The organism is Spirosoma migulaei (assembly GCF_054776855.1).
Window position 1 is genome coordinate 237,134 of sequence record NZ_BAAHBG010000006.1, and the last position, 15,767, is coordinate 252,900.

General features: G+C 46.1%; 15 protein-coding genes. 10 read left to right on the forward strand and 5 right to left on the reverse strand.

The window, feature by feature from the left end:
• Window positions 1-189: 189 nt before the first annotated feature.
• On the forward strand, window positions 190-903 hold the full coding sequence (locus tag ACYVGO_RS09050; protein ID WP_142776379.1) for a response regulator transcription factor: 714 nt from the start codon (window positions 190-192) through the stop codon (window positions 901-903).
• A 119-nt stretch (window positions 904-1,022) separates the two neighbouring features.
• Window positions 1,023-2,057, forward strand: coding sequence for a sensor histidine kinase (locus ACYVGO_RS09055; protein WP_460968985.1), 1,035 nt, complete (start codon window positions 1,023-1,025; stop codon window positions 2,055-2,057).
• Window positions 2,058-2,152: 95 nt separating this feature from the next.
• Here the strand turns inward: ACYVGO_RS09055 and ACYVGO_RS09060 are convergent, their stop codons facing one another.
• Window positions 2,153-3,415 (reverse strand): aspartyl protease family protein, encoded by a 1,263-nt coding sequence (locus ACYVGO_RS09060; RefSeq protein WP_142776381.1) that lies wholly within the window; start codon window positions 3,413-3,415, stop codon window positions 2,153-2,155.
• A 238-nt stretch (window positions 3,416-3,653) separates the two neighbouring features.
• Here ACYVGO_RS09060 and tpiA point away from each other — a divergent pair, with 238 nt between their 5' ends.
• Complete coding sequence (tpiA, locus tag ACYVGO_RS09065) at window positions 3,654-4,418, forward strand: triose-phosphate isomerase (RefSeq protein ID WP_460968986.1); 765 nt, start codon at window positions 3,654-3,656, stop codon at window positions 4,416-4,418.
• A 102-nt stretch (window positions 4,419-4,520) separates the two neighbouring features.
• Complete coding sequence (locus ACYVGO_RS09070; RefSeq protein ID WP_460968987.1) at window positions 4,521-5,048, forward strand: cupin domain-containing protein; 528 nt, start codon at window positions 4,521-4,523, stop codon at window positions 5,046-5,048.
• On the opposite strand, the gene ACYVGO_RS09075 is transcribed toward ACYVGO_RS09070, so the two are convergent.
• The 3 genes from ACYVGO_RS09075 to ACYVGO_RS09085 form a co-directional block, all read right to left on the reverse strand.
• On the reverse strand, window positions 5,041-6,111 hold the full coding sequence (locus ACYVGO_RS09075) for a hypothetical protein (RefSeq protein ID WP_142776384.1): 1,071 nt from the start codon (window positions 6,109-6,111) through the stop codon (window positions 5,041-5,043). The two genes, ACYVGO_RS09070 and ACYVGO_RS09075, sit on opposite strands and share 8 nt — an antisense overlap.
• Complete coding sequence (locus ACYVGO_RS09080; protein ID WP_460968988.1) at window positions 6,092-6,718, reverse strand: hypothetical protein; 627 nt, start codon at window positions 6,716-6,718, stop codon at window positions 6,092-6,094. The genes ACYVGO_RS09075 and ACYVGO_RS09080 overlap by 20 nt, the downstream gene beginning before the upstream one ends.
• Window positions 6,719-6,790: 72 nt before the next feature.
• Window positions 6,791-7,363: an RNA polymerase sigma factor gene (locus ACYVGO_RS09085; RefSeq protein ID WP_142776938.1), complete on the reverse strand. Its 573-nt coding sequence runs from the start codon at window positions 7,361-7,363 to the stop codon at window positions 6,791-6,793.
• Window positions 7,364-7,528: 165 nt separating this feature from the next.
• Here ACYVGO_RS09085 and ACYVGO_RS09090 point away from each other — a divergent pair, with 165 nt between their 5' ends.
• From ACYVGO_RS09090 to ACYVGO_RS09110, 5 genes are all read left to right on the forward strand, one after another.
• Window positions 7,529-7,972 carry a hypothetical protein gene (locus ACYVGO_RS09090; protein WP_460968989.1) on the forward strand — a complete coding sequence of 148 codons (444 nt, stop codon included), beginning with the start codon at window positions 7,529-7,531 and terminating at the stop codon, window positions 7,970-7,972.
• 123 nt (window positions 7,973-8,095) lie between these two features.
• Complete coding sequence (locus ACYVGO_RS09095; protein ID WP_460968990.1) at window positions 8,096-10,390, forward strand: ATP-dependent helicase; 2,295 nt, start codon at window positions 8,096-8,098, stop codon at window positions 10,388-10,390.
• A 104-nt stretch (window positions 10,391-10,494) separates the two neighbouring features.
• Window positions 10,495-12,114, forward strand: coding sequence for an OmpA family protein (locus tag ACYVGO_RS09100; protein WP_142776388.1), 1,620 nt, complete (start codon window positions 10,495-10,497; stop codon window positions 12,112-12,114).
• 115 nt (window positions 12,115-12,229) lie between these two features.
• Window positions 12,230-13,099, forward strand: a complete 870-nt coding sequence (locus tag ACYVGO_RS09105) for a transglutaminase domain-containing protein (RefSeq protein ID WP_460968991.1) — start codon at window positions 12,230-12,232, stop codon at window positions 13,097-13,099.
• Window positions 13,099-13,536 (forward strand): hypothetical protein, encoded by a 438-nt coding sequence (locus ACYVGO_RS09110; protein ID WP_142776390.1) that lies wholly within the window; start codon window positions 13,099-13,101, stop codon window positions 13,534-13,536. The genes ACYVGO_RS09105 and ACYVGO_RS09110 overlap by 1 nt, the downstream gene beginning before the upstream one ends.
• Before the next feature lie 71 nt (window positions 13,537-13,607).
• Here ACYVGO_RS09110 and ACYVGO_RS09115 read toward each other — a convergent pair whose 3' ends face one another.
• Window positions 13,608-14,555, reverse strand: a complete 948-nt coding sequence (locus tag ACYVGO_RS09115; protein ID WP_142776391.1) for a hypothetical protein — start codon at window positions 14,553-14,555, stop codon at window positions 13,608-13,610.
• A gap of 381 nt (window positions 14,556-14,936) precedes the next feature.
• On the opposite strand from ACYVGO_RS09115, the gene ACYVGO_RS09120 reads away from it, so the two are divergent.
• Window positions 14,937-15,755: an Fpg/Nei family DNA glycosylase gene (locus ACYVGO_RS09120; protein ID WP_460968992.1), complete on the forward strand. Its 819-nt coding sequence runs from the start codon at window positions 14,937-14,939 to the stop codon at window positions 15,753-15,755.
• Window positions 15,756-15,767 lie beyond the last annotated feature (12 nt).

The window sequence follows — 15,767 nt, forward strand, 5'->3', positions numbered from 1 at the left end:
CATTCTTTAGTGAGATTAGTAATCTCATTCTCAATTAGAAATAAAGCAACGTATTTGTGACGAAGCTGTTAAGTTTTTGTTAAGGATGCGTTTAGCATTGGTAACGTTGAGGATAAGCCACGTAACTTCGGGCTGCCGATGGTACGGCAATCTACTAACGTAGGTCATACTCACCAACTCTCACTTCGTATGAGTGCCGCTAAAGCTGCTCAACCCCTGCACCGCGTTTTAGTCGTAGACGACGACGCCGACATCGTTGAGATGCTCGAATATAACCTCAACAAAGAGGGGTACGAGGTTCGTACAGCAACCGATGGACGGAAAGCCATCGACATTGCGAAAACGTACCTGCCTGAACTTGTACTGCTCGATATTATGATGCCTCATCTGGATGGCATTGAAACAGGGCGGCAACTACGCGATATCGCTGAATTGCGCCAAACGTATATTCTCTACCTGACCGCTCGTTCGGAAGAATACTCCGAAGTTGCCGCTTTTGACGTAGGTGCCGACGATTATATTACAAAACCGATCAAGCCTCGCGCTCTGATGAGCCGGATTAACGCCTTGTTTCGGCGTGAAGCACAGAAGGCAGACCCAGGCGAACAAATTACCATTGCCGACCTGCTAATTAACCGGAAGAATTATTCAGTTAGCCAGAACGACAAGTCAATCATTTTACCAAAGAAAGAGTTTGAGCTACTGTTTTTTCTGGCACAGCACCCTAATAAAGTCTGTAGCCGGGAAGAATTGCTTCAAAAAATCTGGGGGGCCGACATTTACGTGCTCGAACGTACGGTAGACGTACACATCCGAAAACTGCGCGAAAAAATTGGCGACACTCACATCCGAACCCTTAAGGGTGTAGGCTATATGTTTACCGATCAGCCAGAAATTGGTTGAATCGATGAACTAGGTGGAGTGAGAGCAGTGAGTTAATTTTGTCATGTTACGAGTGTTACAAAATAGCTGGCGGCCGGCCCCACTACACCTACTGCACTCACTCCACTACTTAACCCTACATGTCTCTAAGTCCCCGCATCATTGCGCTTTTGCTGGCTTGCCTGATTTCAGCACTAACGCTGGCCTTCCTGACATTTGTTGAAGGAGTTACAAACACGATGCTGTTTGTCGTGGGGCTTTCGTCATTCGCTATCTCGTTTTTTCTGGTGCTTTATGCCATTGAGCTACTCGTGTTTCGGGAAGTCAATAAGATGTACAAAACGATTCACCAGCTTAAAATCCGTGACTTCAGCATCTCCCGAAAATCAATTATTAAAAACAATAACCCATTCAAAAAATTAAACGACGAAATCTTTGTCTACGTCGCCCGGAAACAACGGGAGATTGACGAATTGAAGCGATTGGAACAATTTCGCCGGGAGTTTCTGGCAGACGTCTCGCACGAGCTAAAAACACCCATTTTTGCGGCTCAGGGCTTTATTCACACACTCATTGACGGGGCGGTTGACGATGAGAACGTTCGGGATAAGTTTCTCTCAAAAGCCGCCAAAAGTCTCGATGGACTCGATGCACTTGTCAAAGATCTGGTTGTTCTTTCGCAACTGGAAACTGGCGAAGTAAAAATGAGTTTTAGCCGAATTGACCTTGCTCATGTTACCCAGGAAGTTTTTGACCAGTTAGAAACAATTGCTCAGGCAAAAAAAGCATCGCTCACCCTACGAACAACCCAACCCGGCCCTGTATGGGTGAAAGCGGATCCGCAACGCATTATGCAGGTGATGACCAATTTGATTGAGAATGCGGTGAAATATGGCAATGAGAACGGTCGGGTTGTTGTGAATCTTGAAGAAGACAAAAAGCACATTCTGATATCCGTTCGGGACAATGGGCCCGGTATTCCGCCAGAGCACCTGAGTCGAATTTTTGAGCGGTTTTATCGCGTCGAAAAGAGTCGTTCTAAAGACCGGGGTGGTACGGGTCTGGGGTTAGCCATTGTGAAACACATTTTAAATGCCCACAAAGCCAAGATCACCGTAATGAGCAAACTAGAGAAAGGCACGACCTTTCGCTTCAAGCTGGAGCGGATGGAATGATGTTAAACGAAGTGAAGTAGTCAACGTACGTGCAGTAGATCCATTTATAGCATACCGGTACACCTACTCTGATTACTTCACCAACTCCACTTTCCCTAAATCAGCCGTTTGAGGAAAAAGTGGGTTATTATTATCTGGCCATTTCGGCGTACCAGTAGTGACACTTCTTTTCCTTCACCTTTCTGGAGAATTTTGTAGATGTCACTGATTGATAAATCTTTCGACGAGTTATTATTGACAAATAGCACTTCATCTCCTTCTACCAGGCCAGCCATAGCTGCTGGTGAGCCGGAAAGGATTTTATCTACGTAGTAATTTCGGAAACTATCCCCCTTGGCCCGAAGCTCCATGCCGCTCATATCGTGTTCAAAGCTCTCGCGCATAAGCCGTTTGATGGGCTTCATAACAATGTACTGATCAGGGTAATTGAACGTAACATTGAACCGACGTAGTAATTCACAGCCTACATTACCCTGACGTTCAGGCATATTCACCAGCTTCATGCCAAACCCTAAGCTATCCGGAAAAGAGGCCAGAATGTTATCCATCTCATACCGTCCAAACCGGATTTTCTGAATCCGACCTAGTGAGCCGTTGATGACCCCATTCAGGCCTCGTCCTAATTGAGCACGAATATTCTTTTCGGGAATAGGCATCGAAGCCGTACTGCGTGATCGATCAAGTAAAAGCGCATGACCTGCCCCAGTATCTAAAACAACCCGCAGCGGTAGTGACTTCGTACCATCGTATACAGATAAGGCATCTGTATACGCCTTTGTATCCTGAATGGTGATGGGATAGCGGTCGCCTTTATGTTTGCGGTATTTATATTTATCGGGCTTCATAATCAGAAGCTCGCGCCGTTGAAAATCAACATTGACAACGAAGTTGGCGAAAATCTCGTACCCAAAGATTCCGTGAACCGGTGTCCCGACATACTCTGACAGTTTGAGTATGTCTTCATCTAAAATAACCAGGTTATGATGTGCGGCCTTCAACCCACCCATTGTCAGGCTGTTATTGATCGCAATGGATGCCGATAGGCTACCCCCTTCACCCGCCCCACTGATTTTGACTTTTCGAGTCAGCGTAAGTGGTTTCTTCTGTAGAGCGTCAGGGTCGGTGATAATGGTGTTGCTAACCCCCGTATCCAAAATGAAGTACAACGTATCTGACTCATTGATACGAACGGGTACAATGATCAGATTCGAGTGAAGTTGAAATGGAATGCGGGTCCAGGTACGATTCCCGGCAATAAAAAAACCGTATCTATCCTTATCAGGCGTGCGCTGAGGATCATCTCCTCGCGCAGCCAGGGAGGACAGTAATAGTCCAAAGGCTAGTATCAGCGTTTTCATGTAGATTTATTTATTACATTAAAATTACGCATTTTTTTATCCGAATAACACAATAACTTATTGATTGGTTTATGGCGGTTATAAATGGTAAAACAAGCATGTAAGGGGTTCTACAAAATTTAGGCCGCGTGATGAAGAACACGTTCGGTTTAAAACCCCTAATTTCGCCGGGATTACCGAACAAATGGCCCGTTCGTTTGATTCAGAAAACTGATTTTGAACACCTTACTAATTTATTATGCGGAAGAAAATTGTTGCCGGAAACTGGAAAATGAATAAAACAGCCGACGAAGCTCAGGCCCTGCTATCGGAGGTTATCAATATGATTAAAGAGGAGGTTACGGGTGATGTAACGGTTGTATTATGCCCTCCTTCACTTTATCTGGCTACAGCGCAACAAGCTGTAACGGCTGGCGGCAAGGTTTCGATTGGCGCACAGAACTGCCATGAAAAAGCATCGGGCGCTTATACGGGTGAAATTTCGGCCCCAATGCTCCAGTCGATTGGCGTTAACTACGTGATTCTAGGTCATAGCGAACGACGTCAATATTTTGGAGAAACCAACGCCCAACTGGCCGAGAAAGTAAATAGCGCACTTCAATACGGTCTGGTACCTATTTTCTGTTGTGGCGAATCACGTGATCTCCGCGAAAACGGCGATTACATTGGTTTTGTAAAAGATCAAATTACGGAAAGCCTGTTCCACCTCTCGGCCGAATCATTCGGCAAAGTGGTTATTGCCTATGAACCTATCTGGGCTATCGGTACCGGACTAACAGCATCCTCAGCACAGGCACAGGATATGCACTTTGAGTTACGCCAGCACATTGCCGGACAATACGGCGATACAGTAGCTCAGGATACATCAATCTTATACGGTGGCAGTGCCAATGCCCAAAATGCGGCTGAACTCTTCGCTCGCCCTGATGTAGATGGTGGCCTGATTGGCGGTGCATCACTCAAAGCAGCTGATTTTCTAACCGTTGTGAAAGCAGCTCAATAAGTCAATGGGTGAAGTAAGTATAGTGAGTGAAGTAAGGGGAGGCAGTGTACTCACTCCACCTCTTTCACTCACTACACTTACTTCACCCACTCAACATTAAGTATGACCGCTGCTTACTACGTCCAGGCTTTCAACATGCTACCTCATCCCGAAGGTGGCTATTTCGCAGAAACGTACCGTTCTGCCGACGTAATTCCGCATACGGCTTTACCCGGTCGATTCGGTGGAGATCGGTCGTACAGCACAGCTATATACTTTCTGCTCGAAAGTCATCATGTGTCAACCCTGCATCGTATCCAGGCCGACGAGGTCTGGCATTTCTATACGGGTGGACCGCTGGAAATTTTCGTTATTTCGCCAACTGGATCGTTGAGCGTAATTCGCCTGGGAAAACGCCCAGATCAGGGCGAGGTGTTTCAGGCTGTTGTCCCGGCTGGGCACTGGTTTGGATCAAAGCCCATTGTGGATACGACTGTTACGAATATGGCCGTCAATGCAGCCGGTTTTTCCTTAGTTGGCTGTACCGTAGCGCCAGGATTCGATTTCAATGATTTTGAGATCGCTAATCGGGCCACGTTACTGGAAGAATTTCCTCAACACCGGGCAGTAATCGAGCTGCTAACTACCTAAAATTCACGTTCCCGAATTTAGAGACTACCCGTACTTTAGTGCCGGAACCACTCCCTACTGTGCCAATATACTGCTTCGTTAAGCGCGGCCCACGGTGATTGTCACTATCAGTTGGCTGGCTTTTAAAATGCATCGTTGACCCCGAATCATAATTAAAGTTGCCATAACTAACAGTCACATTGAAGTCGCAGTCGTTATTATGGTCCATTGGCAGAGCTACTGACGAATACGCGGCCTGGATATCAACGTTATCGGCGGTTTTCAGGAGCTGATCGATACGAAAGCCCCCCGAAAATTCGACTTTTATTTTTCCAGACTCGCGAAGTGTACCGATTTTGGCACCTGAATAATTAATGTCGGCATCTAACTTACCTACATCCCCGATGTTCATCTTCCCAAACTTATTGGTCAATACCAGCACATTTGCCCGCGAAAGTTCGAGGTTTCCATAGGCCATATCTACTTTCCCCTGCCCGAAATTTCCGATGTCTGCTTTGCCGTAAGCTACATCTATATCAATCTGGCGGCCAGTCAGCTCCTCAGCACTAAAATTACCGTATCGGCTATAAATAGTTAATGGAGCCTGAAACGCAGGAATATTTGTGTTACCAAACTTATTTCGAACGGTCAACGCATTCTGTTTGGGCATCATTACGTCATAATTAATCTTGACGTAATTGCGATCGCCATTATCTTTCCATTTCCCCAAACTCCAGTTTGAGACCGTATTCTGGCTGAAATGGGTGCGAACGAGAATCTGATCACCGGTTCGTTTTTCTTCAATAGATACAGCATCTAAAAACCTCTGCACCCGTTCGTCAGAGTCCGAATTAGCCAGAATCGTGATCTGGACCCGGATTTCACTTTTATCCCAAAGTCCAATCTTGACTTCGCCAAATTGATTGTCAACGACCAGTTGATCCTTACTATCTACATCAAATAGTTTGATAATCGTCTTCTTCTTTTCAACGGTACTTTCATTCACCCCGACGTCAATCGGTTCCCCGGCCCAGGAGAAGATAGGGCCAAGGCAGATCAAAACACTATACAGGACTCGCTTCATTGGTTTGTTGTTTAATGCGCTGAATAACACGCAACTGTTCATTAAGCAGATTAATCTGGAGTTGTAGATTCTGAATCATAGCCTGAATCAACACTTCCTGATTCGGATTTTGGGGAAAATCCGCTTTCAGCGACTGGTATGATTTTTCCAGCCGATCAAGGTCGGTCGCGAATTCCTGATACAAAGCCGGATTACCTTCCGTCATATGTTTCAGTTCAGCGCGTTTATCGTCAATTAGCCGGGTGTATTGCACCACTTCTTTGGCATAAGTCGGACTAGCAGCTACAATAGCTGGCTGATGCGTAACGCCATATTGCTGGTTCATGTATAGAAAGCAACCTGCTAACAACAATACCGCAATGGAAGCAGCTACACGCCAATCCAGCGTAGGCCAGCCTATTTGCCTCCCCCCATTCAAAGGCCGGTTTTTATGAACCTGTAAAAACGGCGAAGCGATATTCAGGCCTGCCTGCTCAGGTTCTGGTTTGTCCAGACTGGATTTGTCAAGGCCCGCTTCTATCCTTTTCCAAAGATCCAGCGAGGGTTCTTTGTCATCAAAGGCTTCGTGGTTATCCCGTACAAAGCGTTCAAGTTTATCCTTTTTCATATCAGCATCGACTTCCTTCGGGGTTGTCGTTCTTTTGGGTACTCATTGGCCTGTTCCAGTAGTAACAGGCTTTTATAGTAATTCTAGTAATCGTTTTTTCCCTCGTAAATATTGTGTTCTCGATGTGGTTTCGCTAATGTTCAATACGTTACCAATTTCTTCATGATCATAGCCTTCAAACAAATACAGTGATAACACAACCCGATAGCCTTCTGGCAGCAGTTGCATGGCTCGCCGGACCCGCTCTACTTCTAACTGAACACCGTCTTCGTCATAAGGCTCCGTGTCGGCAAAGTCGGGGCCATCATCTTCGCCAAACCGGTGTGACTCCAGATCTACTAACTCTAACCGTCGGCTGCGCAGATGGTTAATAGCCCGGTTCACAACAATCTGCTTTAGCCAGGCACCAAACGTACTCTGCCCCCGAAAGGAGTTAATATGACTAAACGCATCCATAAAAGCCTCCTGCAGGACGTCTTCGGCTTCGGCTTCATGATTCAGAATCCGCAGGCAGACGTTATACATCGCCTTTACGTAATGCTGGTAAAGTTCATACTGAGCCCGGCGCTCGCCCTGCTGGCAGCGTTTGACCAATTCAGCATGACGGTCAGGATACGGCGATCCGACATTTCGGTTCGATTCCAACAGGTTCAGTGGCTCGGTATCGTTTCTAGTAGATTGCAATCAGGAGAAAGATGCAGGAAAGTTAAAGATGTTGCACAATAATTTAGAAATTTTCCGCGTTTCTGCATTCGCTCGCTGTAAGCGCTGTTTTTCTGTATATTAGACATAAATTTTACTCCTTTGTCCATGTACGAACAAAAATATAATCCGCCATTTCTGGTTCATGATGACGGCACCAATTCACCTTATGACCATCAGCGGATCATTAGCAAATTAACGTTTGAATTAGGGCTCCTGTATTATCACAGGCAGACAATACCATTTATTCCACTTCCCAAAACCCCATTAGATGAAGGACCGGGATATCCGGTACCTGACGTAATCCTATTTGATGAAAAAGTGGAACAAACTCGTGTCATTATTGAAGTTTGTACAAACCGTAGTGCTAGGACTGATTTACGCAAGGTTATTCGCTTAATTGAAGAAGGCGATTACGGCATTCTTGAAGGCTTCGTTTACAATTACAAAACATATGAATGGCTTCGTTATCGTAAGGGCGATGGAGGAGCCGCTACTGCATCATCATTTTCAGAGGTGATGGGGGTCGATTTGGGCCCAATGTTACAATAAGTTTGTTACAGCGATTTTATTAATTCGGTACACCATCTCCCCAAAGATACCCATTTTTGACGCGCTCCCCTACCAAATTTTTTCCTACTTTTACTTGTTATAGAAGGAAGAGGAACGAGCCTAATGGTTGATTATATTTCTGGATTAAATGAACCCCAGCGGGAAGCCGTCATGCACGGCAATGGCCCACTGATGATTATAGCCGGTGCCGGTTCGGGGAAAACCCGTGTACTGACCTACCGCATTGCCCATTTGATTGAAACCGGTGTTGACCCATTTCGGATTCTGTCGCTAACCTTTACCAACAAGGCTGCGGGTGAAATGCGAAATCGGATTGAGAAAGTGGTGGGAACGGAAGCCCGTAATATCTGGATGGGGACTTTCCACTCCGTGTTTGCCAAGATTTTACGCATCGAAGCCAAGGCGATTGGCTATACCAGCAATTTCTCCATTTACGATACCGACGATTCAAAGTCGCTGTTGCGAAGCATTATTAAAGAAATGGCGCTGGATGATAAGGTCTATCGCGTTAACAGTGTGTTCGGACGGATTTCGGGTGCTAAAAACCGGCTTATCGGTCCCGACGACTACATTAATAACTCGGTGATTCAGGCCGATGACGAGTCGGCACGGATGCCGCATATTGGCAAGATTTATAAGCAATACGCACTCCGGTGCTTTGCGGCCAATGCCATGGATTTCGATGATCTGCTGTTTAACACTAATGTGTTATTCCGCGATCACTTAGACATCCTGAATAAATACCAGCACAAATTTCAGCACGTGATGGTCGATGAGTTTCAGGATACCAACGTATCCCAGTATCTCATCACGCGTAAGCTGGCAGCTGTTCATCAGAATATTTGTATTGTTGGTGACGATGCGCAGAGTATTTACGCATTCCGGGGTGCCAACATCGAGAACATTCTGAATTTCCAGCGCGATTATGGCAAAGAAAACGTCAAGATCGTAAAACTGGAAGAGAATTACCGGTCAACCAATACGATTGTACAGGCAGCAAACTCCATTATTGCCCGTAATAAAAATCAATTAGAAAAGCACGTCTTCACTTCCAATGAAGAAGGCCCCCTGATTGACGTGATCAAAGCGTCGTCGGATAACGAAGAAGGCCGTTTGGTGGCATCAGCCATCTTTGAGGCTAAGATGAACGAATCGCTGGTCAACAATGATTTTGCGATTCTATACCGTACCAATGCGCAGTCGCGGGCCTTTGAAGAAGCCCTTCGCAAAGTGAGTCTTAAGTATCGTATTATTGGAGGCTTATCCTTTTACCAGCGTAAGGAAATTAAAGACCTGATTGCTTATCTACGCTTTGTGGTCAATCAGCAGGATGAAGAAGCGTTCAAGCGGATTATCAACTTGCCCAAGCGCGGTATCGGCGACACGACCGTTGCCAAAATAAGCGTGATTGCTGCCGAAAAACAGGATTCGGTCTGGGAGATTGTTGCCGAAATCAGTAAGCACGTTGCGGGCCGGTCGGCTTTCGCCATTGAGGGGTTTGCCAATCTGATCAAAAGCTATAAGCTTTTGCTCGATCAGAAAGATGCGTTTGAGGTGGCTTCACACATCGCCAAAACGTCGGGCCTACTGAAAGAACTCTACGATGACAAAACGGTTGAAGGCCTGGCTCGTTACGAAAACGTGCAGGAGTTATTGAACGCGATCAAGGAGTTTGTTGATAATCAAGACAATGAGGATAAGAGTCTTGGCGCGTTCTTGCAATCCGTATCGCTACTCACCACCGCCGATGAGAAAGAGGATGACGGCGATAACGACCGAATAACGTTAATGACTATTCACGCAGCCAAGGGACTGGAGTTCAAGAATGTGCATATCGTTGGCCTGGAAGAAGATCTATTCCCCAGCCAAATGATGCTCGAAAGCCGGAATGATCTTGAAGAAGAACGACGCTTATTCTACGTAGCCATTACACGTGCCGAAAAACGTCTGACCGTATCCTACGCCGAAACCCGTTATCATTACGGCCGGTTGAAGATGTGTGAACCAAGTCGGTTTCTGTTGGAAATCGATCAGAAATACATGAAGCAGTCGAAACAACGGTCGGCACCGAGTCGGCTGGATTTCGACCGACCCGAGCGGGATCGCAGCGAAAGTACATCAAGTGGTTCGATGGCCTTTGTCCGTTCACTAGCGCAGAAAACCGCCCAGCGGCAGGCTCCGCAACAAGCCGTTACCCACACGCCCTCGGCTGACTTTGCTCCTACCAGTACGGCAGACCTTGCCTCCGGGCAGCGCGTTGAACACGCAAAGTTTGGTTTCGGGACAGTTAAGAGTGTAGACGTAAACGGTACGGAACGCAAAGCCACTATTCAATTCGAACAAGCAGGCGAAAAGGTGCTGTTGCTAAGTTTCGCGAAGTTACGTGTCGTGGCTTAGATAGATCAGCGTATATAGTGTGACCTTTATTAAGGGTCACACTATATACGCTGATTTCATCGTTTTCTTCTTTTACAGTATCCCCACTCACCTTTCATAATCGTATGAATGCCAATGGTGCCCTAGCCGCCAGCTTGATTTTCCTGTTCATTTCGTTGAAAACCAGGGGGCAATCCGGCAAAGACTCCACGAAAGTCGAAAACCTCGGCAATCAGGTCAATTCGGAATATAATGAGATCAATCCGATGATTTCGCCGGATGGGAAGACCCTCTATTTTGCCCGTATCAGCCACCCCAACAACACGCACGGTGTTAAAGGCAGCCAGGACATATGGTACTCTGAACTGGATGCAGCCAGTGGCAAATGGGGCCCTGCCCGGCGTATGGGCTTTCCTTTAAATAAAGACGAATACAACTGCGCCTACAGTATAACGCCCGATGGGAACTCCATGCTCATAAAAGGGCAGTACAATAACGGAACCTACGAAACCCGTGGCTTTTCGCTCAGTAAGAAAACTGCTGGCGGGTGGTCGCCCCCGCAGAAAATGGATATTCCAAATTACGTGAGCATGAGCAAGGGGCAATTCGACTGTGGGTTTATGTCTGCCGATGGGAAAGTGCTACTGATGGCGTTCAGCGAGAAGAAGAACAGTAAGGAAGACGATATCTACGTTAGTTTCCGGCAGAAAGACGGCTCCTGGACAAAACCCATGGATCTTGGCCCGGAAGTAAATACCAAATTCACGGAAACGACCCCATTTCTGGCACCCGATGGCGCCACCCTGTATTTTTCGAGCAATCGCGAAGGCGGACTGGGAAGTAACGACATCTATGTTTGCAAACGGGTCGATAAAACCTGGAAACACTGGTCGAAGCCAGTCAACCTGGGTCCCAAAGTGAATACGGATGGGTATGATGCCTATTATACGCTGGCTGCTTCGGGTGATTATGCGTATCTGACCACCTTTAAAAATACACTTGGCAAAGGCGATATTGTACGCGTTAAACTCTCGGATAGCCAGCCAACGAATCAGCCGGGCAAATTGGGAGGGGGCGGAGATGATGTAGCCAACAAAACCGATATAATCCGCCCTGATCCAGTGGCGCTCATTAGCGGGAAAGTTATTGATCAGGCTACCGGTAAGCCCGTTGAAGCCCGCATTATTTATCAAACACTACCAGACGGAGCCGAAGCCGGTGAAGCTACTTCTGACCCAATCACAGGTGAGTATAAAATTGTGCTTCCCTATGGTCAGAAATATACAATGCGGGCTATTGCCAAAGACTTCATTGCAGAAGGTGATAATATTGACCTTACCCAGCCCAAAGGCTTTCAGGAGATTACGGGCAAGCAACTTAAGATGATTCCTATTTTAGCAGGAGCAGTCATACGTCTGAATAATATTTTCTTTGACACGGGCAAATCAGAGCTTCGTCCTGAATCCAGTCCTGAACTTGACCGATTGGTTAATACCCTGAACGAGGCCCCCAAAATGACCATTGAAGTACGTGGACATACGGATAATACGGGCTCTAACGAAATCAATAATAAGCTTTCGCAGGATCGTGCCGACGCTGTTCGCGAATATTTTATCAGCAAAGGCATTGAACCGGATCGTGTAGCCAGCAAAGGTTTTGGTGAGACCAAACCCGTTGCAACTAACGATACCGAAATCGGCCGTCAGCAAAACCGTCGGGTAGAGTTTGTAATTGTAAAGAAGTAAGAACCCCGTACGGCTAATCTTTATACGTAAAGCGAAAGAAATACGTCAACCATACGCCGTTTTTTGAGTTACTCTAATTGACTAAAACACGTTTTCAAATCTTTTATTTAGCAATATGCAACTCAATGCCGGCTGTGAGCTATCCTTTCAGGCACAAAATCCAACGCCTTTAGTATTAATGCTTCGTCCACGCTCGGGTGCCGGACAGTGGATTATTCGGGAAGAATATCAGATTACCCCCGCCGTGAATGTGACGGAATTTACGGATATGTATGGCAATCTCTGCCAGCGGGTTGTGGCTCCGGAAGGGCCGTTTTCCATTCACTTTTCGGCAACTGTTCAAACCGCCGATCTGATTGACGTCTCGCCGGGTGCACCCCTCACGCCCGTTGAGGATTTGCCCGATGATGTACTACATTATACATTACCAAGCCGGTATTGTCAGTCCGATCAGTTAGGCAATTTGGCTGCCGAAATTACAACGGATAAAGAGCCTGGTTACGATCAGGCCGAAGCCATTCGGAAGTGGATTCACGATAATATTAAGTACGAATACGGAACCAGCAATGCCAGTACATCAGCCATTGATACAGCCAATAGCCGGATTGGTGTTTGTCGCGATTTTACACATCTTGGCATTTCACTCTGTCGTTCATTGAATATTCCGGCCCGTATGGTTGTTGGCTATTTGTATCAACTTGATCCGATGGATCTCCATGCCTGGTTTGAAGCTTATGTAGATGGTCGATGGTTTACGTTCGACGCTACCCAGGCCCAACCCCGTGGTAACCGGATCACGGTGGCTTATGGGCGTGATGCAGCTGACGTGGCTTTTACAACACAGTTTGGCCCCATGCAGCTCAACGACATGAAGGTATGGGTCGATTCGGCCCTGAATGATGTAGAAGAGAGTGAAAAAAACGGTGATATGGTTGCAACTCCTTCAACTTCGTCGGGGTCTCTTATGGAAACAGACAAAAACTAATGAAGAAACAACTGCTGTTCTGCTCATTGATTGGTACCCTGACTGCCTGCCAGCATGAGGCCGACATTCAGCCAAACCCATCGTCGCTGGCAAGCGAAGTTGTTGGCACATACCGTACCAATTTCTACCTCGATCCTTCCTCCGTAGCTACGCCTGTTAACCAGCTACCCTACGCCGAGTTAAAGTCCGAGTCAGATAGCAGCGTTACCTTAATTTACACGAAACTATATCCAGCTAAATCCAGCCAGTCTATTGAGCACATCCTATTAGGGCGTCAGACAGATGGCATTCAGCTACGTGTTGCCGATTCGAGCATCGGCACGTTACAGACGGACCGTGTTTTTACAAACAACGGGATGGAAAAGCAAGGTAAACTTCTTCGCATAACGGTGCCAACCGATTCGCAAACTGTTCTGAATTTCGCTGGATTCAAATAAAAAGTCAGTCACAAAAAAGCGCGATACCGTTGGGCATCGCGCTTTTTTTATGGGATCTATTCCTGATACAACTATCGAACCGCAAATTCACCCGAACCAATACGGAACCCTTCCGAATAGAGTTCTATTGTGTATTTACCGGGTTTGTAAGGAATACCACGGGTATAAAGCAGTTCAACGTTCTGCCCGTTGCTGGTATAATTAACCGTCTGCTTGGTCGTATAAATGGTTTCGTTTCCGTCAACCGTAAACGTACCCGATCCATTAGCCATATCTGATACAACTGCACCCGATGGGTCAAGAACCCGGACAAAAACGTCTTTCGGTTCTTCTTTCGTCAGTGGGTTATCCAACAGCGTATAAACCAGTTTAATTTTATCCAGGCGCTTAGCTTTATACGAATCGTCGTCTTTTACTTTGCCCTTAGCATTGACCGCAAATACTTTTACGTTCTGCGCTTTCAGAGCTGCCGCCCGGGTAACCTTAGTGCTGAGTTCCTGATTTTGTGACTGTACTTGCGACACAACTGTGGTTACTGAATCACGGAATTGCTGACCTTTTACTTTCAGGCCCGTATTTTCTTCGTCCAATGCTTTCACATTGGTAGCCAGCGTTACGTTTTCGCGCTGTAGGTTAGCAATAAGCGTGTCTTTTTCAACCAGGAACGCTTCGTACTGCTTGATTTTCGCGTCGTATTTCGCAATTGAGATACGGATACCTTTTTTCAAAGTTGCCTTATCACCTTCTAACTGCACTTTCATTTTTTCCAATTCCGACACATCGCCACCTAATTTTTGTACTTCAGCGATTTTAGCATCCAATGCCGTTGAAATCGAATCCAATTTAACACGAGTTGTAGACAGTTCTTCAACTCGTTCAGATATAGTCACTTCCTGATTTTCAGAAACTTTTTTCTGATCAAAATACAGATAACTCGACACCCCAGCCAAGCCTGTCATAATGATCAGGGCAGCCAGGAGAGCACCATTTGTTTTTGCCTTTGGCGAATTATTTTCCATTTCAAATTTTCAGTTTAAGATTAAACATGCACAAACTTGTAAAAAAAGCCGCTTTCGCGGTTGTGTAGAGGTTGTTACATCCGATATCGGTGTTGAACGAAAAAGTGAAATTCGACTACGAAAATTAGAATTTGCCCTCCGAACAATACTATCGGAACGCCAGCTTACAGCATCCTATTGTAACGCACAACTGATTGCACTTAAAAAAGGTTTTTTAATTACCCACCAGAAACCACAAAACTAGCCAATGATTATCAACAAGATAGACCGTAAAATAAATATTCCATTTAGAGCGTCATACGCTTAGCCATTCATAAGCGCCGATCTACTGATCTATAACAACCCAAACGTCAGTTGGTTAGTAGTTAAAACCCCCAAACAATGCCAGAACTTCCTGAGGTCGAAATTAGACGACACTATCTCGAAACTTCATCTCTTCACCAGCCAATCGCTCACATTGACGTTGAGGATAAGAAGCTACTCACAACTGATTATAGTACGCTATTAACTACACTGGTTGGTCGGCAATTTATCGGCACACGTCGGGTTGGGAAGAACCTGTTCGTGTTTACTGATACCCCTGATGTTATCGTTCATATGCACTTTGGTATGACCGGTGATTTAGAATACTACCATTCATCTATTGATCGGCCTCGGTTTGCCCGAATCGTATTTGAGTTCAACAACGGGTTTAATCTTGGCTTTTTGTGCCCACGCAAGTTTGAGCGAGTTGGCTTGGTCGATGATATAGACGCCTTCTTACGCCGAAAAAAAATTGGTCCAGACGGGCTTACTATTTCCCTGGAGGAATTAAATGAACGTGTACACCGGAAGAAAGCTCTTATAAAGCCCGTCCTCCTTGATCAGAGCATTGTAGCCGGTCTTGGTAACTGGATTGTAGATGAAGTTTTATTCCAGGCTTGCATTCATCCCGAGCAACGAGCCGATACGCTTACGAATAGACAGATGAGTCAACTACATGCAGCAATTCACCTTGTGCTCAAAACGGCAATTCGCGATGAAGCTACGTACCGGGATTTTCCAAACAATTTTCTAATCCATGTGCGAGAGTGGGATGATTCTCCTTACGATGATGTCGAAGCTCATAAATTCTGCCCTCGCTGTGGCACCCGCATCGAACGTTCGGTAGTGGGTGGACGTACCACCTTCTTCTGCCCCAAGGAACAACTAATTTGGTGAACTTGTGAATAA